The organism is Streptomyces sp. NPDC053427 (assembly GCF_044544985.1).
Taxonomy (GTDB): Bacteria; Actinomycetota; Actinomycetes; order Streptomycetales; family Streptomycetaceae; genus Streptomyces.
In genome coordinates this window covers 60,532-81,557 of record NZ_JBITYA010000019.1, presented here as the reverse complement: position 1 = coordinate 81,557, position 21,026 = coordinate 60,532, and the positions used below count along the sequence as shown (strand labels likewise).

The following is a 21,026-nucleotide window of genomic DNA, read 5'->3' as shown; positions in this document are numbered from 1 at the left end:
GTGGTGTGGTGCGTAAGGCGGTGACCTCACAGTACCCCGTTCGAAAATCTACGCGCATAGATATCCTGGCCGGCCATCACGGTCCGGTATCGGCCGGAGTACGCCCCGAGGAAAATCCTTGAAAAGATCTGGAGTCCGGATTGCGGAGGACACGCTGAGAAAATTAACTGGGCTTCACAATGCAATGCCCATCGCTGTACAAATGAAAAAGCATTGATCCCAATCAGCCGGATCCGCAGCATCGCCCCATGTCAACCCGGGGTTGCTGCACGAAAGGACCGATATCCGTGGCGCAGCGCGTAGTAGTAACGCTCTCCGATGACATCGACGGTGGAGAAGCCGCAGAGACGGTCGCCTTCGGATTGGACGGGAAGTCGTACGAGATCGACCTCAATCCCGCCAATGCGAAGAAACTGCGCGGCGCACTCGCCCCGTTCGTCGAGGCGGGCCGCAAGCGGTCGAAGTCCGGCAAGGCCTACCACCGGACGGCGGTGACCCCCGACCCCGCGGCGGTCCGGGCCTGGGCCCGCTCCCACCAGATGGACGTACCTCCGCGCGGCCGGATCCCCAAAAAGGTGTACGAGGCCTTCAACGCCGCCAACCACTAACCAACTTGCCGGCGCTCCGCGACCACGCGCAGCCGACTTGCACAGCACCCCTACTGATCAGCTAGAGTCTGGAGCACGCCGAGGGGCGAGGCCGAAAAGCCGGACCTCACGGAGTCGCGCGGGTGTAGCTCAGTAGTAGAGCGCCCCCTTTCCAAGGGGGAGGCGCAGTGTGCAATCCCTGTCACCCGCTCTGACCGCTCAACCGGTCTCTGGCCATAAGAAGCCAAAGGATCAGGTAGAGTGGCTGTCGCGCCGCTCGGTGAAAGCCGAGTGGATGCCTGCGGACGTAGCTCAGTTGGTAGAGCGCAACCTTGCCAAGGTTGAGGTCGCGAGTTCGAGCCTCGTCGTCCGCTCAAGAAGAGAAGGCCCCGGACCATCGGTCCGGGGCCTTCTGCATGTCCGGGTTTCCGTAATGACATTTGTCATCTGCGGCGATGACAAACCGCACTGCCGCGCGGCGTGACGCGGCCCGAGTCTTGAGACATGGACATCGGGGATTTCGGGGATTTCGTGATCGAGGTCACGGGGCTGCGACGAAGTTACGGGGGAACGCGCCGCGGAAGCGGCGCGGGCGGCGGGGCCGGCAAGGCCGCGCGGGGCGCGAAGGGCCGGGCGGCGTACGAGGCCGTGCGAGGTGTCGACTTCTCGGTCCGGCGCGGGGAGCTGTTCGCGCTGCTGGGGACGAACGGCGCGGGGAAGACCTCCACCGTCGAGCTGCTGGAGGGTCTGGCCGCACCGAGCGGCGGGCGGGTACGGGTGCTGGGCCACGACCCGTTCACCGAGCGGTCCGCGGTGCGGCCACGGATCGGGGTGATGCTCCAGGAGGGCGGCTTCCCCTCGGATCTGACGGCACGGGAGACCGTACGGATGTGGGCCGGGTGCACGAGCGGGGCGCGGTCCGTCGAAGAAGCGCTCGCGATGGTGGGCCTGGACCGGCGCGCGGACGTCCGCGTCAAACAGCTCTCCGGCGGTGAGCGGCGGCGGCTGGATCTGGCGCTGGCTCTGCTGGGACGGCCCGAGGTGCTGTTCCTGGACGAGCCGACCACCGGACTGGACACCGAAGCGCGGCACGAGACCTGGGAATTGGTGCGCGAGCTGCGCGACGGCGGCACGACCGTCCTGCTGACCACGCACTACCTGGAAGAGGCCGAGGAGCTGGCCGACCGCCTGGCGATCATGCACAAGGGCCGGATCGCGACGACCGGGACGGTCGCGGACGTGGTGGCGTCGAGCCCCTCGCAGATCTCCTTCGAGCTGCCCGGCGGATTCCATCTCGGGGACCTGCCGCCGCTGGCGGAGCTGGGGGTGCGCGCGCACGAGACGGCCGGGCGGACCGTACGGCTGCGGACGGACGAGCTGCAGCGGGCCGCGACCGGGCTGCTGGTCTGGGCCCGGGACAAGGCCGTCGACCTGCGCGGACTGGACATCCGTTCGGCGTCGCTGGAAGAGGCGTTTCTGGGGATCGCGAAGGAGCTGGGAGAGAAGTGAGCGGCGTGAAGGTGTCAGCGGCCGGTGCGGGTGCCCGTACGACGGCGGTCATGCGGTTGGGTGCCCTGGGGCGGTCGGAGTTGATGCTGCTGGGGCGGAACCGGACCGCGCTGTTCATGTCGCTGGTGATGCCGATCGGCATGGCCTTCGCGATGCGGCAGGCGGTCCGTCAGATGCCGCTGAAGGACTCCGGGCTGACGGTGGGGACGGTGCTGCTGCCGGGGGCGATCGGATTTGTGCTGCTCTTCGCCGTCTACTCCAATCTGACCAACGCCTTCGTGGTGCGGCGCGAGGAGCTCGTACTGAAGCGGCTGCGCAGCGGGGAGCTGTCGGATGCGGAGGTGCTGGCGGGGACGGCGCTGCCGACGGTGGTCATCGCGCTGGCGCAGTGCGTGCTGCTGGCGGCCTGCGGCGGGCTGATGATGGACGCCGAGCTGCCGCAGACGCCGTTGCTGGTGGTGGCGGGCGTGGTCATCGGTCTGGTGACGGTGGTGGCGCTGGCCGCGGCATCCGCGGGGATCACCAGGACCGCGGAGTCGGCGCAGCTGACGGTGATGCCGCTGATGTTCGTGTCGATGGCCGGGTCCGGGATGATCGTGCCGCTGGACGTGCTGCCCGAACGGCTCGCCGAGGTGCTGGAGTTGCTGCCGCTGTCCCCGGTGATGGGGCTGGTGCGCGACGGGTGGACCGGCGGGGCGGATCCCGGGGAGACGCTGAAGCGGCTGGTCATCGGCTTGGTGTGGATCGCGCTGGGGGTGTTGGCTGTGAAGCGGGGCTTCCGGTGGGAGCCGCGGCGGTAACCAGGCACAACCGGGGGGACGGATCACGTGATCGGACGAGTACGGAAGTGGCGGGGGCGCAGCCGGCTCGCGCAGGTCGATCTCTATACGCGGGCGACGCTGAGCGCCGTGCTGTGGATCTTCGCGGTGGGCTGGGTCGCCTGGCCGCTGACCGGCAGCCTGGAGCGGCGGCCGGTGACCCTGGCACTGGGCGGGGTGCTCATTGCGGTGTGCCTGGCGCAGGCCGCGGTGGGCGCCCCGGCGATCCGGCAGGCGCTGGACCACTATCTGGGCAGGGCCGACGTCCCACGGCGGCGGATGAGCGCCGGGGTCGCGCTGACCGTCGTCAACCTGGGCCTGATGACCGCCCTGGAGACACTGCACGGGATCCGGCACGGGATGGTGATCATGATTGCCGGGTATGCCCTGCTGCCGGTCGGCTGCGCGCTGGCCATGGTCGTACCCCTGCGGGTCTACGGCGCCGCGACCGTGGCGGCCGCCGCGGTGGGCGGCATCGTGGTCGCCGTGCCCGGTGCCGACTGGGTGAAGGGCGTGGTCGCGTTCGCGGCGCTGGCGCTGGGCGGCGTACTCGCCCTGATCACCTGCCGGCCCGGCGCCTGGTCGCTCAAGATCATGTGGGAGGCGGACGAGGCGCGGTCCGTTCAGGCGCGGCTGGCCGTCGCCGAGGAGCGGCTGCGTTTCTCGCGGGACATGCACGATGTCGTCGGGCGCAATCTGGCGGTGATCGCGCTCAAGAGCGAGCTGGCGGTGCGGCTGGCCCGGCGGGGGCGGCCGGAGGCGGCCGAGCAGATGGACGAGGTGCAGCGGATCGCCCGGGAATCCCAGCGCGAGATGCGCGATGTGGTGCGTGCCTACCGGCAGGCCGATCTGCAGGTGGAGTTGGCGGGGGCGCGGGCGGTGCTGGGGGCCGCGGGGGTGGAGTGCCTGATCGAGGGGGAAGGCGGCGGCCGGCTGCCCGAGGGGGTGCAGTCGACGCTCGGCTGGGTCATCCGGGAGGGCACGACGAATGTGCTGCGGCACGCGGACGCCCGTACGTGCCGGCTGGCGCTGCGGGTCGCGGCGGACGGTGGCGCGGCGGTGCTGACGATGGAGAACGACGGGGTGCCGCAGGCCGGGCCGGGCGGCGGCGCGGGTTCGGGGATCGCCGGGCTGCGGGAGCGGCTGGCGGCGCTCGGCGGGACGCTGGTGGCCGAGCCGCGGCCCGACGGGCGGTTCCGGCTGCGGGCTCAAGTACCCCTGGACGGCGTGCCGGCACCGGAGGAGGCGTCGCCGGGCGGCGGCTCCTCGGCGGCGGTCGCCGCGGAGACGCAAGGGGCCCGGCTGCGGCCCGCCGATACGGAGGGTGCTGCATGACCGGGAACGAACCCGCGCCGGTGCGGGTGCTGCTCGCCGATGACGAGCATCTGATCCGGGGGGCGCTGGCGGCCCTCCTGGCGCTGGAGGACGACCTGCTGGTGGTCGCCGAGGCCGCGTCCGGCCCCGAGGCGCTGGCGATGGCCGAGGCGCACCGACCCGATGTGGCCGTACTGGATCTGCAGATGCCGGGGGCGGACGGTGTGGCGGTGGCCACATCGCTGCGCGGACGGCTGCCCGGGTGCCGCAGCATGATCGTGACGAGTCATGGCAGGGCCGGGCATCTGAAGCGGGCGCTGGCGGCGGATGTGCGGGGGTTCGTTCCGAAGACCGTCTCGGCGCAGCGGCTCGCGGAGATCATCCGTACGGTGCACGCCGGAAACCGCTACATCGACCCGGAGTTGGCGGCCGATGCCATCAGCGCGGGTGACTCGCCGCTGACGGCGCGGGAGGCGGAAGTGCTGGAGTACGCCGAGAACGGGGCGCCCATCGCGGAGATCGCGACCCGCGCCGCGCTCTCGCCCGGGACGGTGCGCAACTACCTCTCCTCGGCCACCGCGAAGCTGTCCGCGGAGAACCGCCACACCGCGGCACGCATCGCCCGCGCCCGGGGTTGGCTATAGTGGACCCCGCACCGCACGCTTCGGCTGCGGGCAGGCGGACGTAGCTCAGTTGGTAGAGCGCAACCTTGCCAAGGTTGAGGTCGCGAGTTCGAGCCTCGTCGTCCGCTCAGAGGAAGAACGCAAAGGCCCCGGCCGGTAGTGATACCGGCCGGGGCCTTTCGCGTGCCCGCCGCGTTGTCCGGGCGGGCACGCGCCGGTCAGGACCAGGTCAGGCCCGTGAGGCGCTCGTAGGCCTCGATGTACTTGGCGCGGGTGCGGTCGACGATCTCCTGCGGGAGGGCGGGCGGCGGCTGCTCGCCCGTACGGTCCCAGGCGGCGGCCGGGGAGGTCAGCCAGTCGCGGACGAACTGCTTGTCGAAGGAGGGCTGGGCGCGGCCCGGCTGCCACTGGTCGGCCGGCCAGAAGCGGGAGGAGTCGGGGGTGAGGACCTCGTCGGCGAGGGTCAACACCTTCTCGCCCCCGGGGCGCTCGTCGTAGCCGAACTCGAACTTGGTGTCGGCCAGGATGAGGCCGCGCTCGCGGGCGATGTCGCGGGCCCGGCCGTAGATGGCGAGGGTGGTGCGGCGGAGTTCGGCGGCGACGTCCTCACCGACCTGGTGGGCGACCTCTTCGTAGGAGACGTTCTCGTCGTGGTCGCCGACGGCGGCCTTGGTGGCCGGCGTGAAGATCGGCTCGGGCAGCTCGGAGCCGTCGACCAGGCCCTCGGGGAGCTCCAGGCCGCAGACCGTACGGGACTGCCGGTATTCGACGAGGCCGGAGCCGGTGAGGTAGCCGCGGGCCACGCATTCGACCGGGGCCATGGCCAGGGACTTGCAGACCAGGGTGCGGCCGGCCCAGTCGGCGGGGGCGCCGGCCGGGATGTCGGTGGACAGGACGTGGTGGGGGGCCAGGTCGGCGAGCTGCTCGAACCACCACAGGGACAGCTGGGTCAGGACGCGGCCCTTGTCGGGGATGCCCGTGGGCAGCACCCAGTCGTACGCGGACTGGCGGTCGCTGGCGACCATGATCAGCTCGCCGTCGGCGTTCTGGTAGAGGTCGCGCACCTTGCCGGTGTGCAGGTGGGTGAGACCCGGGACCTGCACGGGCTCGGGCTTTTCTACGAAACCGGACACGCTGCCTCCGCGTAGGTTGATCCAGGAGTCGCTCCGATTCTCGCGTATCCGGAAGGGGATCTTCGCCGCAGGGTCGCCGGGCGGGCGGTCCAGGCGGCGCGGGCGGGCGCGATGCGGTGCCCGGCCGCGGGGCGCGGGCTCGGCGGCGCAGTCGTTCGCATCCTCAGTCCCGCTTGCAGATGCGGTCCAGGAGGTTGGCCGTGGCGCGTTGGACGCGGGGGTCGATATGGCCGGGGCGGTCCAGGGCCGGGGACCAGGCGAAGGTGCCGGAGGAGAAGACCAGGGCGCCGCTGGGGGCGCGGTAGAGGGACGTTTCCTGGTGGCGGGTGGTGCCGTCGCCGTCGCGGTACGGGGAGTGGGCGAGCAGGATGCGGCGGGTGTGCTCGGGGAGGCTGGTGCGCGGGAAGTAGCGGTCGGCCTCGCCGGCCACCAGGCCGGGGAGTTCGTCGCCTTCGTGGGCTCCGGTGGCCTCCCAGAGCCAGTGGTCGCCGTTGCGGACGACGAGCGGGGCCGGTTCGGGCACCCGGCCCGCGTACTGGATGCCCATCAGGCGCTGTTCGGGGTCGCCGTTCTCGCGCCAGAGGGCGGGGCGGCCGGGGCCCTGGCGTTTGCGGCAGTTGAGGAGGGAGTCCGGTCCCGAGGGGGACGGGGAGAGCTCGACCTGCCAGTACATGGTGTTGGCGGAGAGGAAGACCAGGGACGTGCCCGTGTCGCGGGCGTGCTCGACCGTGCGGCGCATGGGCACCGACCAGTATTCGTCGTGGCCGGGGAAGACCAGGCCGCGGTAGCGGGAGGGGTCGACGCGGCCGGCGTGCAGATCGCGGGCGTCGGCGTAGGCGAGGTCGTAGCCGTAGCGCTCGGCCCAGCGGATGAAGTCGTAGGCGTGGCCGACGTGGAGGGGCAGTCCGGCGCCGGCGTAGGGGCGGTCGAAGGAGACGGTGGTGGCGGCGTCCTGCTCGCCGAGGAGGGCGCCCTTTTCGTCCCAGGCGTGGTAGAGGCTGGCGCCGGTGCGGCCGTCCTCCGGGTAGAGGTTGTAGGCCTGCCACGTGATGTCGGGCAGCAGCAGGAGCAGGTCGGCGGGGTGGTCGTCGCGGACCGTGAAGGGGATGTGGGAGCGGTAGCCGTCGGCGGTGGTCAGGACGGCGACGTAGGCGCCGAGCTGCCAGTAGGCGGGCACCTGGAGGCGCCAGGAGAGCCACCAGTGGTGGCAGGAGATGGTGCGGTCGACCGTGAGCGGGGCCGGCTGGACGATGCCGGCCAGCCGCGGGCTGGTGGTGATCTTGGAGGCACCGGCCCCCGCGTAATGGCCGATGCGGTAGACGTCGATGCTGAACGGCTGCGGCGGATCGACCGAGACGCGGAAGTCGATGGCCTCGCCGGGGGCCACCGCGCCGGTGCTGGCGAAGCCCTTGATCTGCCGGCGCACGTCATCGGCGGTGCGCGGGCCGTTGTGCTTGCGCGGCGCCGGGACCCGCAGATCGCCCTGGGCCACGGCGGGATCGACGTACCAGGGCACGACCCGGCCCGAGTCGAAGTAGTTCTCGCTGCCGCGCAGCCAGGGCAGCGGGCCCTGCCCGAACGGGTCCGTGACCGCGTGGGCGAGCGCGCCCGACTCCCAGCGCCTGATCTGTTCCGTGCCCACCTTCCGCTCCCCTCCCGCGTCCCCCATTGGCCGCGGCCGACACTGGCCGATTCGGTACGACGGGTTGCGTTATGTCCCCGCCGCACGAATGCGGCCCCATGTCCCAGCACATCACATTACGCACCCGCTCCGTCACCCTTCGTCGTGAATTTAGGGCTCCTTGGCCCGAAACACGAGCTGGAGGGGAACATTCAGCCGGTGCGGCCGGGGTCGGGGCCCCGGCTCACACCAGCCGGACCGGCTTCTCCGGGCGGACGCCGACCGTCGTCAGCCAGCCGCGGAGCGGTTCGGCGTCGCCGTCGTCCACCAGGCTGAGCACCGGGAGGCCGAGGTCGGCGCGGCGGGCGCCGTCCACCAGCAGGGCCGGGCCGTCCAGCCAGTCCAGGCCCGGGGCGGCCCCCGCGGTGTCGACGGCCGCGCAGCACACCATGGCGGTGACGTGGTCGGCGAGCAGTTCACGGCCCGTACGGGGCGGTTGCAGCGGGAAGAGCGGGAGGCCGCCCTCGGCCAGGCCGTCGCCCCAGGCCACGCCCGCGGCGGCGTCCTGCGCACAGGCACCGCGCGCGCTCTGGCGGGCGGCTTCCTCGCGCTCCTCGCGCGCGATCTCCGCGCCGAGCCGGGCGGCGACCAGGTCACCCGCGCGGGCGTCCCGGGCCAGCCGGTCGATGACCCGGGCGAGCGTGGGGCCCGCCGAGGCGGCCGTCAGGCCGTCGGGGGCGGTCAGGCCGGGCGGCGCGGGATCGGCGGCCTGGCGGGACGGGAGCCGGTGGCCGGCGGCCGTACCGGCGGGAGTGCGGGCGTACGAGCGGGGCGCGCCCGCCGCGGCCGCCGTACCGGCCGGCGCCGCCGCCGGGCCCGTCTTCCGGCCCGCGGCCGGGAGGTCCGTGGCCGGAAGGTCGTCGAGGACGCGGTGGAGGCGGGCGGCCTCCAGGCGCCACTTACGGTCCACGACCTCTTCCGGGTACTGGTTCCAGCCCACCGGGGACCAGTCGGGGCCCGGCTCGGCCGGGCCGCCGTGGAAGAGCCGGGCGGCCAACAGGGAGGCGGCGCGGTCGATGGCGCCGGGCTCTTCCAGGAGGTCGCAGGCGGGCCGCTCGCCGAGGCGGGAGGCGAAGCCCTCGGCCAGGCGGTCGCGGCGGGAGAGCTCGGTGAGCGCGGAGACCACCCCGGCGTCCAGCCTCGAGGGCCAGCGGCCCATGCGCCAGGCGGGCAGCGCGACCCGGGTCAGCAGCCGGTCCCAGCCGGCGTAGGCCAGCCCGACCTGCTCCTGGGCGACGATCCGCAGGCCGTAGTCGACGCCCTGGGCCCGCTCGGAGGCGGCCGCGGCGACCCCGCGCTCCATGATCGTGGCGTGGTCGCGGCAGGCGCGCAGCAGCAGCCGCGCCACCTTGCCGACGAACCGGAGCGGCAGACCGCGCAGCGGGCCCGTGGCGCGGGCCGAGACGGCGATGGCGGCGTCCAGGCCGCGGATGAAGCGGCGGGCGGCCGCTATGTCGGGATGCGCGGAGGGGCCCGTGCCGGCCACGACCGGGGCGAGCAGGGCGCGCAGCTCGGCGACCCGCATCCACCACAGGAACGGCGAACCGATGACCAGGACCGGCGCCTGGGGCGCCCGGCGGCCGTCGGCCCGGCGCGGCGGGCCGTGACCGTGGCTGTGGCCGTGGGCGCGGTGCGTACGGTCCTCCAGCCAGCTGTCGCAGTCGGGGGTGAGCGCTATCGCGGACGGCGCCGGGACCTCGAGGCGCTCGGCGAGGTCGCGTACCAGGCGGTAGAGATCGGGGGCCGACTTCTCGGAGATCGGCACGGAGGGGCTGAGCGCGGGTCTGGCGCGGGCGATGACGGCGGCGACCAGCGCCGCCAGCAGCAGCGCCAGCACCGCGACACCGCTCACCGCCCAGCCGGCGGTGTCCCAGCCGCCACCCGCGCCGAGATGGCCGGTCGCGCGGCCTGCGAACAGCACCACCGCAACCGCCACGGGCAACAGCGCCACAGCCGTCGCCGTGCTGCGGATCCGCAGCACGGCGAGGGCGCGGGCGCGCGCCGCCAGGACGCCTGTTTCCGGACTTGCCACGAGCCTGTACACCCCCTGCTGTCCTGATGGAACCGGACGGAGAGAACACGGGACGGACGGACGAAAATTGCGCGTTGTACGGGCGGGCGAGCTCATTCCACCGAGCCCGCTCCACCACCACTGTGGCACCCGCCACTGACATCGCAATGCCGGTGAGCCACTTGCCGGACGCCACCGCGGCAGCCGCGCCGATTTCCGGCGCGGCCCTCGCAGGACGCTTGCGCGGCACCCTAGTTGGGGGTGGGGGTTCCGTCAGCGGATAACGGGCGTCGTCACTCGATGGAATGGCTTTGGGTAAAGCCGGGAACCAGGCCCCCGGGCCTACGAAACGGCGTCTCCGGCCACCTTGGCGGCGATGTCCGTACGGTGCTGGGAGCCGTCCAGGGCGATCCGGCCGACCGCGCGGTAGGCGCGCTGCCGGGCGGTGGTGAGGTCCGAGCCGGTGGCCGTGACGGACAGCACCCGGCCGCCCGCGCTGAGTACCGCACCGGAGTCGTCGCGCCGGGTGCCCGCGTGCAGCACGTACGCCGTGGGGGCGTCCTGCTCGGCGACGTCGGCCAGGCCCGAGATCGGGTCGCCGGTGCGCGGGGTGTCGGGGTAGTTGTGCGAGGCGATGACGACGGTGACCGCCGCGCCGTCGCTCCAGCGCAGCGACGGGAAGGTGGCGAGGGTGCCGGTGGCGGCGGCGTGCAGCAGACCGGCGAGCGGGGTCTTGAGGCGGGCGAGGACGACCTGGGTCTCCGGGTCGCCGAAGCGCGCGTTGAACTCGATCACCCGGACGCCACGGGACGTGATCGCCAGGCCCGCGTAGAGCAGTCCGGAGAACGGGGTGCCGCGGCGGCGCAGCTCGTCCACCGTGGGCTGCAGAACGGTGGCCATGACCTCGTCGACCAGCTTCGGGTCGGCCCAGGGCAGCGGGCTGTACGCGCCCATGCCTCCGGTGTTCGGGCCCTGGTCGCCGTCGTAGGCGCGCTTGAAGTCCTGGGCGGGCTGGAGCGGGACGACGGTCTCGCCGTCGGTGACCGCGAAGAGGGAGACCTCGGGCCCGTCCAGGAACTCCTCGATCACGACGCGGTCGCAGGCCAGGGCGTGCGTGCGGGCCGTTTCGACGTCCTCGGTGACGACGACGCCCTTGCCCGCCGCCAGGCCGTCGTCCTTGACGACGTACGGCGCCCCGAAGGCGTCCAGGGCCGCGTCGATCTCCTCCGCGGTGGTGCAGACGTAGCTGCGCGCGGTGGGGACGGCCGCGGCGGCCATCACGTCCTTGGCGAAGGCCTTGGAGCCCTCGAGCTGGGCGGCCTGGGCCGAGGGGCCGAAGACCGGGATGCCGCGGTCGCGTACGGCGTCCGCGACGCCCGCCACCAGGGGGGCCTCGGGGCCGACGACCACCAGGTCGGCCTCCAGGCCGGCGGCGAGTTCGGCGACGGCCGCGCCGTCGAGGGCGTTGACCCCGTGCAATTCGGCCACCTCGGCGATACCGGCGTTGCCGGGAGCGCAGTGCAGCGCGGTGACGTCGGGATCGAGGGACAGAGAGCGGCACAGGGCGTGTTCGCGGGCGCCGCCGCCGATGACGAGGACCTTCACGGAGGCAGCCTAGACGAACGCACCAGAAGGCCGGACGTCGGCCGTACCCCGATCGCACAAGCACCACGCACCGGCCGGAAACCGCCCGCCGTCACCGGGGCAACTCTCGGAGGCAACTCTTTCGAGTGAGGTACCGGGTCGCCTTATACCGGATCCACCACCACTTCTGGGCGGAAATCAGGCGATCTTGCGAGGGACGCCAACCGTTCGGCGGTAGGAATGGGGGCTGCGCGTACGGCCGTCTCGTACTCCCCCACAGCCCGAAAGGCATGGGAGGGACCCCATCGCGCGCACCGCACGGAGCCGTATAGAGGGAGCACGGGTGAGTCAGCCGGAGATGCAGCCCGAGGGGCTTCCCCGGAGGGAGGGCGGGCAGAGGAGGGGACTGGGCCGCGAGTGGCGCTGGGACCGGCATCGCGACCGGGACCGGAACCGCAGTCGTTTCCGGGACCGGGACCGGGAACGCACCCGGGACGACCGGCAGACCGGTTACGGCCACGAGCACGACGGCCGGATCCGGGGCCGCGAGGACCTTGCCGGGCGGCTGTTCCCCCTGGGCGACTGGGGAGAGCCGGCCGACCGCCTGGACGCGCTCTACCTGTGGACCGAGGAGGGCGCGCTGCGCGCCGCCGACTGGTATCTGCACGACCGGCAGGCCAAGCGCCGCGGCGCGCGGGCCCTTCGGCTGGGGGCCGCGGCCGGGGTGTCGGTGGGCGGGCTGCTGCCGCTGCTGGACTTCACCGGGACCTGTGACGGCGGGGCGCCCTGGGGCTATCTGTCGCTGCTGTTCGCGGCGGTGTGTGTGGGCTGCGACCGGTACTTCGGGGTGACGGCCGGCTGGATGCGGGACCTTGCCACCGCCCAGGCGATCCACCGCCGCCTGGAGGCGCTGCAGTTCGACTGGGCGTCGGAGAGCGTGCGCGAGGTGCTCGGGCCGACGGAGGGCACGGCGAGCGAGGCGGCGGAGCGCTGTCTGGGGGTGCTGCGGCGGTTCAACGAGGACCTCGGGGAGCTCGTACGGGCCGAAACGGCGGACTGGATGGCGGAGTTCCGGGCCGGGCCGGTGCCGTCGGCGACGCAGGCGCTGGTGCCGTGGGCGGCGCCGCGGCCGGAAGCCGTGGAGCCGCCCACGCGGTTCATGCTGCCGCCGGGCACCCGGCCGAACATGCCGCGGCAGCGGCCGCCGGAGCCGGGGCGCTGACGGCTGGGTGCCGGGGGCGGCCTCGGCACCCCCGGCACCCCCGGTGCAGCCGGGGAGCCGTCAGCTGAAGACGATCATCGAGCCCTGCCCCAGGCTCCTGGTGGCGGCCGCGTGCAGCCCGAGCCACACATGCCGTTCCCTGGCGAACGGCCCGTCGTCCAGGGGGACGGCCGCCCGCTCTTCCAGCGTGGTGGGCCCGGCCGGAGGGTCCGGCGCGGCCGGCGGATTGGCCGGATCGATGCCCAAGGACGGCGCCACCACTTCGAGCTCGCGCAGCAGCCCGTGCGAGGAACCCAGCGGGCCGCCGCCCTCCAGCAGTGCGTCGTTGGCGAGCGGATGCGGGAAATCGACCGGGACATAGGCGCCCGCGTGGTCGTAGTGCCAGACCAGGTGGGACTCCTGCGCCGTTGCCTCGAACATCTCCAGCAACTGCTCGTAGTCGCCGCCCAGTTCGTCCACCGGCGTCAGCTCCAGGCCGCACAGGCGCAGGAGATAGGCGCGGCGCAGGAAGTGCAGCGCGTCGTAGTCGAAGCCGGCGACCGGTGCGACATCACCGGAGAGGCCCGGCATGTAGCTGAAGACCGGGACCGGGGGCAGGCCCGCGTCCGTCAGGGCCGCGTCGTAGGCGGCGATCTCTTCGGAGAACGGGTTGTCGGGGCTGTGGCACAGCACGTCTACGAGGGGCACCAGCCACAGGTCACATGCCACGAGTGAGGGCTCGCTTCCGGTCGGGGACGGGGCACCGGCGCGCACGGGAAGCCACGGATACGGCTACGGGTATGGGTACGACCCCTTACGGCCGATGGTCGGGACAGCGTAGTCCCAGCGGCGCTTTCCCAGTAGTACTAGCCGAAGGGCCGCCCGGCCCTATCCACGCTTCCCCACGAGCGAGAGCGCATGCTCGTTGTACTCGGCGATCAGCCGCTGCGCCTCGGCGAGGTCGTACTGGACGAGGGCCTTGGCCAACTGGCTGTGGCCGTGCCAGAGCCGGCTGCCGATGTCGTCCGCGCGGCGCAGCAGCGGCACCGCGAACATCCAGGTCTGGACGCGGAGGCGGTCGAGGAAGTCGCTGATGTACGGGTTGCCGACGATGCTGCCGAGTTCGCGCCAGAACCGCAGGTCGTAGCCGATCAGGACGTCGAGGTCGCCGGCCCGCGCGGCCCGCTCGGCCTCGTCGGCGCGGCGGCGGACGGAGATCAACACCTCGGCAGAGGTGGCGCGCAGCGCGCGTTCGGCGCCGCTGCGGAAGATGCCCTCGATGATCAGAGTGCGGGCCTCGACCATCGCGACGAAGTCGTCGGTGGTGAAGGCGTGCACCTTGAAGCCGCGGTGCTGTTCGACGTCGAGCAGGCCCTGGGCGCACAGGTCGAGCAGCGCCTCGCGGACCGGGGTGGCGGAGACGCCGTACTGTTCGGCGATCTCCTTGACGGTGAAGGGGTGGCCGGACGGCAGCCGGCCGGCCAGGACCTCGTCCCGCAGCGCGTCGGCGATCTGCTGGCGCAGGGTGCTGCGCCGTATGACTGAGCTGTCTCCGCCGGCGGCCATCGTGAGCGTCTCCTTCGACGACTTCATGACCGCGCGGATGGGAAGCGGCCCTGGCCAACGATAGGTGAGGGGGACGGCGGCCACGCGTCGTACCTGGGACGATACGTCCCGGCAGGGCGCGTGGCCGCCGCTTCACGGGTCCGGTACGGGACGGGTACCGGACCCCGCGGCTGCCGGCTCAGGCCGCGTCGGTGTGCGCGTCCGCCGCCGTCAGGGCCTCGTCGAGGGCGGTCAGGCCCTCCTTGGCCTCGGCCTCGGTGATCGTGCAGGCCGGGACGACATGCGTGCGGTTCATGTTCACGAACGGCCACAGCCCGCCGCGCTTGCAGGCCGCCGCGAATTCGGCCATCGGGGCGTTGGCGGCGCCGGCGGCGTTGTACGGCACCAGGGGCTCGCGGGTCTCCTTGTTCTTGACCAGGTCGAGGGCCCAGAAGACGCCGAGGCCGCGGACCTCGCCCACCGAGGGGTGCCGCTCGGCGATCTCACGGAGCGCGGGGCCGATGACCGTCTCACCGATCTCCGCGGCGTTCTCCACGATCCGCTCCTCGGCCATGGCGTTGAGGGTGGCGACGGCGGAGGCGCAGGCCAGCGGGTGCCCGGAGTACGTCAGACCGCCCGGGTAGGGCCGCTGGTCGAAGGTGGCGGCGATCTCGGCGCTGATCGCGACACCGCCCAGCGGGACATAGCCGGAGTTGACGCCCTTGGCGAAGGTCAGCAGGTCAGGGGTGACGCCGAAGTGGTCGGCGGCGAACCAGTTGCCCGTACGGCCGAAGCCGGCCATGACCTCGTCGAGGATGAAGACGATGCCGTAGCGGTCGCAGATCTCGCGGACGCCGGCCAGGTAGCCGGGCGGCGGGACCATGATCCCGGCGGTACCGGGGACGGTCTCCAGGATGATCGCTGCGATGGACTGCGGGCCCTCGAAGGCGATGGTCTGCTCGAGGTGTGCCAGGGCGCGCTCGCACTCCTGCGCCTCGTTCTCCGCGTGGAAGGGCGAGCGGTAGAGGAACGGTCCCCAGAAGTGGACGACGCCCGCCGAGGCGGTGTCGGAGGGCCAGCGGCGCGGGTCGCCGGTCAGGTTGATCGCGGCGGCGGTGGCGCCGTGGTACGAGCGGTAGGTGGAGAGCACCTTGGCGCGGCCGGTGTGCAGCCGGGCCATCCGGACCGCGTTCTCCACGGCCTCCGCGCCGCCGTTGGTGAAGAAGATCTTGTCGAGGTCGCCGGGGGTGCGCTCGGCGATCAGCCGGGCGGCCTCGGACCGTACGTCGACGGCGAAGCCGGGCGCGATGGTGCACAGCTTCGCGGCCTGCTCCTGGATCGCGGCGACGACCTTGGGGTGCTGGTGACCGATGTTGGTGTTGACCAGCTGGGAGGAGAAGTCGAGGTAGCGGTTGCCGTCGTAGTCCCAGAAGTACGAGCCCTCGGCGCCCGCGACCGGCATCGGGTCGATGAGACCCTGCGCGGACCAGGAGTGGAAGACGTGCGCGCGGTCGGCGGCCTTGACCGCGGCGCCGGCGGCGGGGTCGGCGGCAGAGGAGGCGGAGGGCGTCGTGGTCACGGTCAGTACCTCGGATCGGGTCGCTCGGGCCGCCGGTGGACAGGCCCGGCGAACGCCCTCAGCCTAAGGATCACGGCCCGGGGGCCGGTACCGACACTGTGTATGGCGCTCACCACGCGCGCGGACAGAATGTCTACGGGACGGGCGGAATGTCTGGGGGTCTGGAGGAAGCTCCAGGTTCCGCAGGCCGGAAGGCGGCTCGCTCGGGCCGCCCCGTCAGGGTGCGCGGCCGGGGCGGCGGGCGGCGGGGCGCGCATGCGGCGGCGTCCGGCGGATGGAGCGGCTGGTTTCACGTGAAACCAGCCGCTCCTCGGCCGTCAGACGGCGGTGGGAAATGCCGTGCGCACCGTCCGCCGCCAGTGGTGGGCGGTGAGGTCCGGGCGCAGCGCCGCCAACCCGCCGCAGTACTTGGTGAATTCGGCGGCGGACACGCCGTAGCCGCGCAGCAGCCGGTCCGCCTCGGTCAGCTGGCCGGTGGTCTTGGTCTCGACGAAGACCAGACCGGCGTCGGCCCGTACCGTACGGCCGGTCTCCAGGTCCCGGCAGAGCAGGGCGGCATCGCAGGTGATGCGCTGGCCGTTGGCGACGAGGGTGGCCCGGGTGTAGTCGGTCTCCAGGGAACGGCCCAGTTCGGTGGGGGCCGCGATGCCGTACGAGCGGTCCAGAACGGAGGCGAGGAAGCCGCGCGGGGCCGGGCCGAGGGCCGCGTCACCCGGCATCAGCGGCTGGCGGTGTTTGACCGTCTCGCCCCGGTGCCCTTTGAGCTTGATCTCGAACTGCCGCTCCCCGGTGTCCGCGTACAACCGCTCGCGGATCTTGTAGCGCAGCCGGCGGCCCTGCCGGTGGTCGTGGAAGGACCGCAGGTCGGGGGTGTCGTAGTAGACGGAGTGGTAGCGGAACCAGCGGCGGCCGTTGATGCACAGCGAGGCGAACGGGCCGCCGGGCCGTCGCCGGTCGGTGAGTTCCGCGGCGAAGGCGGCGAAGACCTCGACCGGGACGAGATAGCTGTTGCCGAAGCGGGCGAGAAGTTCGGCCCGTGCCTGGACGTCGGCGAGCGGGACCGGGCGCGCGGCCATGGCGGCGCGGGCGATGGCTCGTACGGCGGGATTCACACGGTCTCCTTGATGGGGAGGGGACGGGGGATCGTGCGGGACGGGCGGGTACGGGCGGTGTTCGACGGTGTGCTCTGCGGCGGGCCGGCGCCGCGTCGCGGGCCGGGGTCTGCGCGGTGGGATACGGAGCGGTATGCGTTCTACGTTCCGTACCCGCGGAAAGTTCCGGGACGCGGAATCCGGTATCCGCGACCATCAAGTCCCGGCCACATTCGGCCCGTTGCGCGGCCCACGTCAGCGGCGCACCGAACGGTCGGGCCAGGTGGGCACGGAGGGAACCGTGGCCGGAGTGCACCACGTCCGGTGTCACGGTGGTGACGGCGCGGAAGGTATGGACAACGGCCTTGGACGGCCGACGACATGGATGACGCGCGGCAGCGCCGTGAAGCGTGAAGAGGCCGGGAGCCGCGGGGGCGGGCGCGCGCCCGCCGGGTTGCGGAAACAGGGCGCTCCGCCGCTCCCGGCCCGTGGGCCCCTAGATATCCTCACCGCGGACGCGGGCCGCGGGCAGGGCGGATGCGGGGGAAGGGGCGACGGATCGTGGAAGAGCCGGGACGTGCTGGACAGCAGCAGGGGCAGGCCGGGCGGATGGGGCGGCCCGGCGGGCTGGCGCCCCTCAGGGCCGGGGACCCGCACCGCATCGGGGACTACCGTCTGATCGCGCGGCTCGGCGAGGGCGGGATGGGCAAGGTGTTCCTGGCCCGCTCCGATCGCGGGCGTACGGTCGCCGTCAAGCTCGTCCGCGGGGAACTGGCCGACCAGGAGGAGTTCCGGGCCCGCTTCCGGCGGGAGGTGCGCGCCGCGCAGCAGGTCGGCGGGGAGTGGACCGCCCCCGTCCTGGACGCGGACACCGAGGCCGAAACGCCCTGGCTCGCCACGGGCTATATCGCCGGGCCCTCCCTGCAGCAGGTGATCGCGGGCTCCCCCGCCCGGACGGGCGGTGCCCCCAGCCCGCTGCCCGAGCGGACCGTATGGATCCTGGCGGCCGGGCTGGCCCGGGCGCTCCAGGCGATCCACGCCGCCGGCATCGTCCATCGCGACCTCAAGCCGTCCAATGTGCTGCTCACCATCGACGGCCCCCGGGTCATCGACTTCGGCATCGCGCGCGCCCTGGAGGCGGTGACCGACAACGGCGTGACCCGTACCGGCGCGGCGGTGGGCTCGCCCGGCTTCATGGCCCCCGAGCAGGTACGCGGCAAGCCGATCGGCCCGGCCTGCGACGTCTTCTGCCTCGGGTCGGTCCTGACGTACGCGGCCACCGGGCGGCAGCCGTTCGGCACGACCGAGAGCGGGGTGCACGCGGTGATGTACCGCATCGCCCAGGAGGAGCCCGATCTCTCCGCGCTGCCCCAGGGGCTGCACGCCCTGGTCTCCGCCTGCCTGGCCAAGGACCCGGCCCAACGCCCCACTCCCGCACAGCTGTTGGCGATGGTGGAGGGCTCCGTGGCGCAGCACGCGGACGAGGACGAGCCCTGGCTGCCGGGGGCGCTGATCGCGCGGCTGGGGCGGCACGCCGTGGAGCTGCTGGAGGCGGAGAACCCCGAGGGCGAGCCGGACCCGCGCGCCGCGGACACGCCCGGTGCCTCGTTCGCCCCGTACGCCGGTGGCGGTCCCGGTCCGTACGCCATGCCGACCAGCGTCTCGCCCGCGGCCACACCGCTCGCCTCGCCGCCGTCGCCCCTTGCCCAGGGCCCGGCCCCGTACGCGTCCCAGGCGGGCGCGTACGGGTACCCGCCCGCCGCGCCGGCCGCCCCGGGGACGCACCGGCCGCCGCGCCGCCGGCGCCTGGGATCCGCCCTGATCACCGCCGTCGCGCTGGTCGTGGCCGGTGGGGTCACCGCGTATGTGCTGCTGAACGGGGACGACGACGGCGTCCGGCCGGCCGACGCGAAGGGCGGGACGAGGCGCATTCCCCCGGGCTATCTGGGCACCTGGCAGACCACGGTCGGCGGCGACGCGAGCAACGTCCGCCGCTTCACGCTCAAGCAGGGCGGGCCCGGCGACACCGTGCTGACGATGACCGCGACCGGGGCCGCGTTCCGCTGCGAGTTCAAGGCCACCCTGCAGAAGGCGGGGCCACCGGTCCGCCTCGGGCCGTCCAAGATGGTGAAGGTGTCGGGACAGGCCGGCAGCTGCAGCCCCGGCTCCCCCAGCACCCTGGAGATGGTGGGCGGCAAGCTGCGGCGCACCATGGACGACGGCCAGCCGCCGATGACCTACGACAAGACGGGCTGACCTCCGAAGAACCGTTCGTCCTCGGACCCGGTCGTCCCCGGCCCGTCGATCGTTTTCCGCTCGTGACGCTCCGTCGGCCGTGGTGCGATCCGGCGGCGCCTACGCTCGTACGGATGGACGCCTGCCGCCGGAATGCGCCACAGGCACGCAACGACACGGGGGAGGGGCGCCCGGATGGAAAGCCTGCGCGGGCTGACCGCCGACGATCCGCACTGGATCGGGGACTACCGGCTGCTCAGCCGCCTCGGCAGCGGCGGGATGGGCCGGGTCTACCTCGCCCGTTCCGAGGGCGGCCGGACCGTCGCCGTGAAGCTGGTGAAGGCCGAACTGGCGGCCGAGGAGGAGTTCCGCGGCCGCTTCCGCGCCGAGGTCGCGGCCGCGCGGAAGGTCGGCGGACGCTGGACCGCGCCGGTGCTCGACGCCGACACCGAGGCCGAGATCCCGTGGGTGGCCACCGGCTACATCGCGGGCCCGGCCCTGAGCCAGGTCGTCGGCAACCCTCACGACGAGTACGGCCGCCCGGGAACGTACGGCCCGCTGCCCGAGCACTCCCTCCGCCACCTGGCCTACGGCCTCGCCTCCGCCCTCCTCGACATCCACGGCGTCGGCATCGTCCACCGCGACCTCAAACCGTCCAATGTGCTGCTCACCATCGACGGCCCCCGGGTCATCGACTTCGGCATCGCGCGCGCCCTGGACGCGGTCGGCGACCAGACCCAGACCCGGGCGGGCACGGTCGTCGGCTCGCCCAGCTACATGTCGCCCGAGCAGGTGCAGGGGCACCGCCTCGGCCCGGCCAGCGATGTCTTCTGCGTCGGGTCGGTGCTCGCGTACGCGGCGACCGGGCGGCAGCCGTTCGGCAGCGCCGCGTCCGGCGTGCACGCGGTGATGTTCAGGATCGCGCAGGAGGCGCCGGACCTGACCGGCACGCCGGACGCGCTCCGCGGCCTGATCGGCGCCTGCCTGGCCAAGGACCCGGCCGCGCGCCCCGCCCCCGAGGAGATCGCCGCCCAGCTCGGTCCGGAATCCGGCGGCCGCCCGGCCTCCCCCTGGCTGCCCGCCGAACTGATCGCGAGCCTGGGCCAACACGCCGTACGCCTCCTGGACACCGACACCCCGCCGGGCGGGCAGCCGCCGACGCTGACGACCACCAGGATCGCCCCCCGGCCGACGCCCGGGCCCGAGGGCGCCGCCGCCTCCTCCGGGCGCCGCCGCTGGCTGCCCCTCGCCGCCACCGCCGTCGTCGCGGCGGCCGTCACGGCCGTGGCCGTCCCGCTGCTGACCGGTGGCGCGGACGGCTCCCCCTCCGACATCCCCTCCCGCTACCTCGGCACCTGGTCCGGCGAGGTTCTGCGCGACGGCGAACCCACGGGCCAGCAGCGCCGCTTCGTGATCACCAACGGCAAGGTCGGCGAGGTGGTCGCCAACAGCACCAGCCTCGGCGCGACCTACGAGTGCCGCAGCGACGGCAAGCTGGTGTCCCTCACGGCACACGGCGGCCGCCCCGCCCTCCGCCTGGACACCAAGGTCGTACGGTCCGTCCCCGCGGGCCGCTGCGCCGCGCTCGGCGAACACACCCTGGAAGCGGGCGGCGCGGGCACGCTGCGGTGGGCGGCGGCGGGCCGCACCGCCACCCTCCGCCACACCGGCCCCGCCACCGAGACCGTCCCGGCCGGCCTCCTCGGCACCTGGCAGCGCCCGGCCGCCGACGGTTCCGGGACCCAGCGCCTGACCATCAAGCGGGCCCCGGCGGGCAGTACGGTCCTGACCACGGTCGTCGACGGCCCGGCCGGCCGCTGCACGGCACACGCCGACCTGTACGCGGCGGAGCACGGCCGCCTCACCGTCGGCCCCTCGGTCATCGACCACCCCGCCCCCGGCTGCAGTCCGAGCAGCACCTCCGTCCTCCACCTCGACGGGGACGGGGCGCTGCGGCGCGATTTCCTGGGACGGGACAAGGATCCGCGGACGTACTCCAGGGCACCGGAGGACACCCGGGCCGCGCCCGCGACGCCGGATCCGAACTCCCCTTCCGGCACGCCGCGTTGAGAGCCCGACCTGCCTCAAGGGTCCAAAGGCGCCGCGGCGGGTCCA

The 21,026-nt window shown here is 73.1% G+C and carries 16 protein-coding genes and 3 tRNA genes; 11 read left to right on the top strand and 8 right to left on the bottom strand.

What is annotated here, in order from left to right; genetic code table 11:
• Window positions 1-287: 287 nt before the first annotated feature.
• The 8 genes from ACIGWZ_RS37895 (at window position 288) to ACIGWZ_RS37860 (ending at window position 4,979) form a co-directional block, all read left to right on the top strand.
• Window positions 288-608, top strand: coding sequence for an Lsr2 family protein (locus tag ACIGWZ_RS37895; protein WP_362707138.1), 321 nt, complete (start codon window positions 288-290; stop codon window positions 606-608).
• A gap of 118 nt (window positions 609-726) precedes the next feature.
• Window positions 727-798: transfer RNA gene (locus ACIGWZ_RS37890), tRNA-Gly, on the top strand.
• 90 nt (window positions 799-888) lie between these two features.
• Window positions 889-961: transfer RNA gene (locus ACIGWZ_RS37885), tRNA-Gly, on the top strand.
• 130 nt (window positions 962-1,091) lie between these two features.
• Window positions 1,092-2,096, top strand: coding sequence for an ABC transporter ATP-binding protein (locus ACIGWZ_RS37880; protein WP_400072333.1), 1,005 nt, complete (start codon window positions 1,092-1,094; stop codon window positions 2,094-2,096).
• Window positions 2,093-2,896: an ABC transporter permease gene (locus tag ACIGWZ_RS37875; protein WP_400072331.1), complete on the top strand. Its 804-nt coding sequence runs from the start codon at window positions 2,093-2,095 to the stop codon at window positions 2,894-2,896. The genes ACIGWZ_RS37880 and ACIGWZ_RS37875 overlap by 4 nt, the downstream gene beginning before the upstream one ends.
• Window positions 2,897-2,923: 27 nt before the next feature.
• Complete coding sequence (locus ACIGWZ_RS37870; RefSeq protein ID WP_400072329.1) at window positions 2,924-4,249, top strand: sensor histidine kinase; 1,326 nt, start codon at window positions 2,924-2,926, stop codon at window positions 4,247-4,249.
• Window positions 4,246-4,872: a DNA-binding response regulator gene (locus ACIGWZ_RS37865; RefSeq protein ID WP_400072327.1), complete on the top strand. Its 627-nt coding sequence runs from the start codon at window positions 4,246-4,248 to the stop codon at window positions 4,870-4,872. The genes ACIGWZ_RS37870 and ACIGWZ_RS37865 overlap by 4 nt, the downstream gene beginning before the upstream one ends.
• A 34-nt stretch (window positions 4,873-4,906) precedes the next feature.
• Window positions 4,907-4,979 (top strand) — tRNA-Gly (locus ACIGWZ_RS37860).
• A gap of 90 nt (window positions 4,980-5,069) precedes the next feature.
• Here ACIGWZ_RS37860 and ACIGWZ_RS37855 read toward each other — a convergent pair.
• The 4 genes from ACIGWZ_RS37855 to purD all read right to left on the bottom strand — a co-directional run bounded on the left by ACIGWZ_RS37855 (window position 5,070) and on the right by purD (window position 11,281).
• Entirely contained in the window at window positions 5,070-5,984 is a 915-nt protein-coding gene (locus ACIGWZ_RS37855; RefSeq protein ID WP_400072325.1) for a phosphoribosylaminoimidazolesuccinocarboxamide synthase, read from the bottom strand.
• Window positions 5,985-6,147: 163 nt separating this feature from the next.
• A complete protein-coding gene (locus tag ACIGWZ_RS37850; protein WP_400072323.1) occupies window positions 6,148-7,626 on the bottom strand; it encodes a N,N-dimethylformamidase beta subunit family domain-containing protein in 1,479 nt (492 codons plus the stop codon).
• Between the two features lie 223 nt (window positions 7,627-7,849).
• A complete protein-coding gene (locus ACIGWZ_RS37845; protein WP_400072322.1) occupies window positions 7,850-9,697 on the bottom strand; it encodes a hypothetical protein in 1,848 nt (615 codons plus the stop codon).
• Between the two features lie 321 nt (window positions 9,698-10,018).
• A complete protein-coding gene (gene purD / locus ACIGWZ_RS37840) occupies window positions 10,019-11,281 on the bottom strand; it encodes a phosphoribosylamine--glycine ligase (RefSeq protein WP_400072320.1) in 1,263 nt (420 codons plus the stop codon).
• 322 nt (window positions 11,282-11,603) lie between these two features.
• Between purD and ACIGWZ_RS37835 the strand changes: the two genes are divergently transcribed.
• On the top strand, window positions 11,604-12,482 hold the full coding sequence (locus ACIGWZ_RS37835) for an SLATT domain-containing protein (RefSeq protein WP_400072318.1): 879 nt from the start codon (window positions 11,604-11,606) through the stop codon (window positions 12,480-12,482).
• A 60-nt stretch (window positions 12,483-12,542) separates the two neighbouring features.
• Here the strand turns inward: ACIGWZ_RS37835 and ACIGWZ_RS37830 are convergent, their stop codons facing one another.
• The 4 genes from ACIGWZ_RS37830 to ACIGWZ_RS37815 form a co-directional block, all read right to left on the bottom strand.
• The gene (locus ACIGWZ_RS37830) at window positions 12,543-13,190 is read right to left on the bottom strand and encodes a hypothetical protein (RefSeq protein ID WP_400072316.1); all 648 of its coding nucleotides are present in this window, start codon (window positions 13,188-13,190) and stop codon (window positions 12,543-12,545) included.
• Window positions 13,191-13,349: 159 nt separating this feature from the next.
• Window positions 13,350-14,027 carry a GntR family transcriptional regulator gene (locus ACIGWZ_RS37825; RefSeq protein ID WP_400072409.1) on the bottom strand — a complete coding sequence of 226 codons (678 nt, stop codon included), beginning with the start codon at window positions 14,025-14,027 and terminating at the stop codon, window positions 13,350-13,352.
• 178 nt (window positions 14,028-14,205) lie between these two features.
• On the bottom strand, window positions 14,206-15,585 hold the full coding sequence (locus ACIGWZ_RS37820; RefSeq protein WP_400072314.1) for an aspartate aminotransferase family protein: 1,380 nt from the start codon (window positions 15,583-15,585) through the stop codon (window positions 14,206-14,208).
• 317 nt (window positions 15,586-15,902) lie between these two features.
• Complete coding sequence (locus ACIGWZ_RS37815; protein ID WP_400072312.1) at window positions 15,903-16,697, bottom strand: polyphosphate polymerase domain-containing protein; 795 nt, start codon at window positions 16,695-16,697, stop codon at window positions 15,903-15,905.
• A 588-nt stretch (window positions 16,698-17,285) separates the two neighbouring features.
• Here ACIGWZ_RS37815 and ACIGWZ_RS37810 point away from each other — a divergent pair.
• A complete protein-coding gene (locus tag ACIGWZ_RS37810; RefSeq protein WP_400072407.1) occupies window positions 17,286-18,932 on the top strand; it encodes a serine/threonine-protein kinase in 1,647 nt (548 codons plus the stop codon).
• 174 nt (window positions 18,933-19,106) lie between these two features.
• A complete protein-coding gene (locus ACIGWZ_RS37805; RefSeq protein ID WP_400072310.1) occupies window positions 19,107-20,981 on the top strand; it encodes a protein kinase in 1,875 nt (624 codons plus the stop codon).
• Window positions 20,982-21,026: the final 45 nt, after the last annotated feature.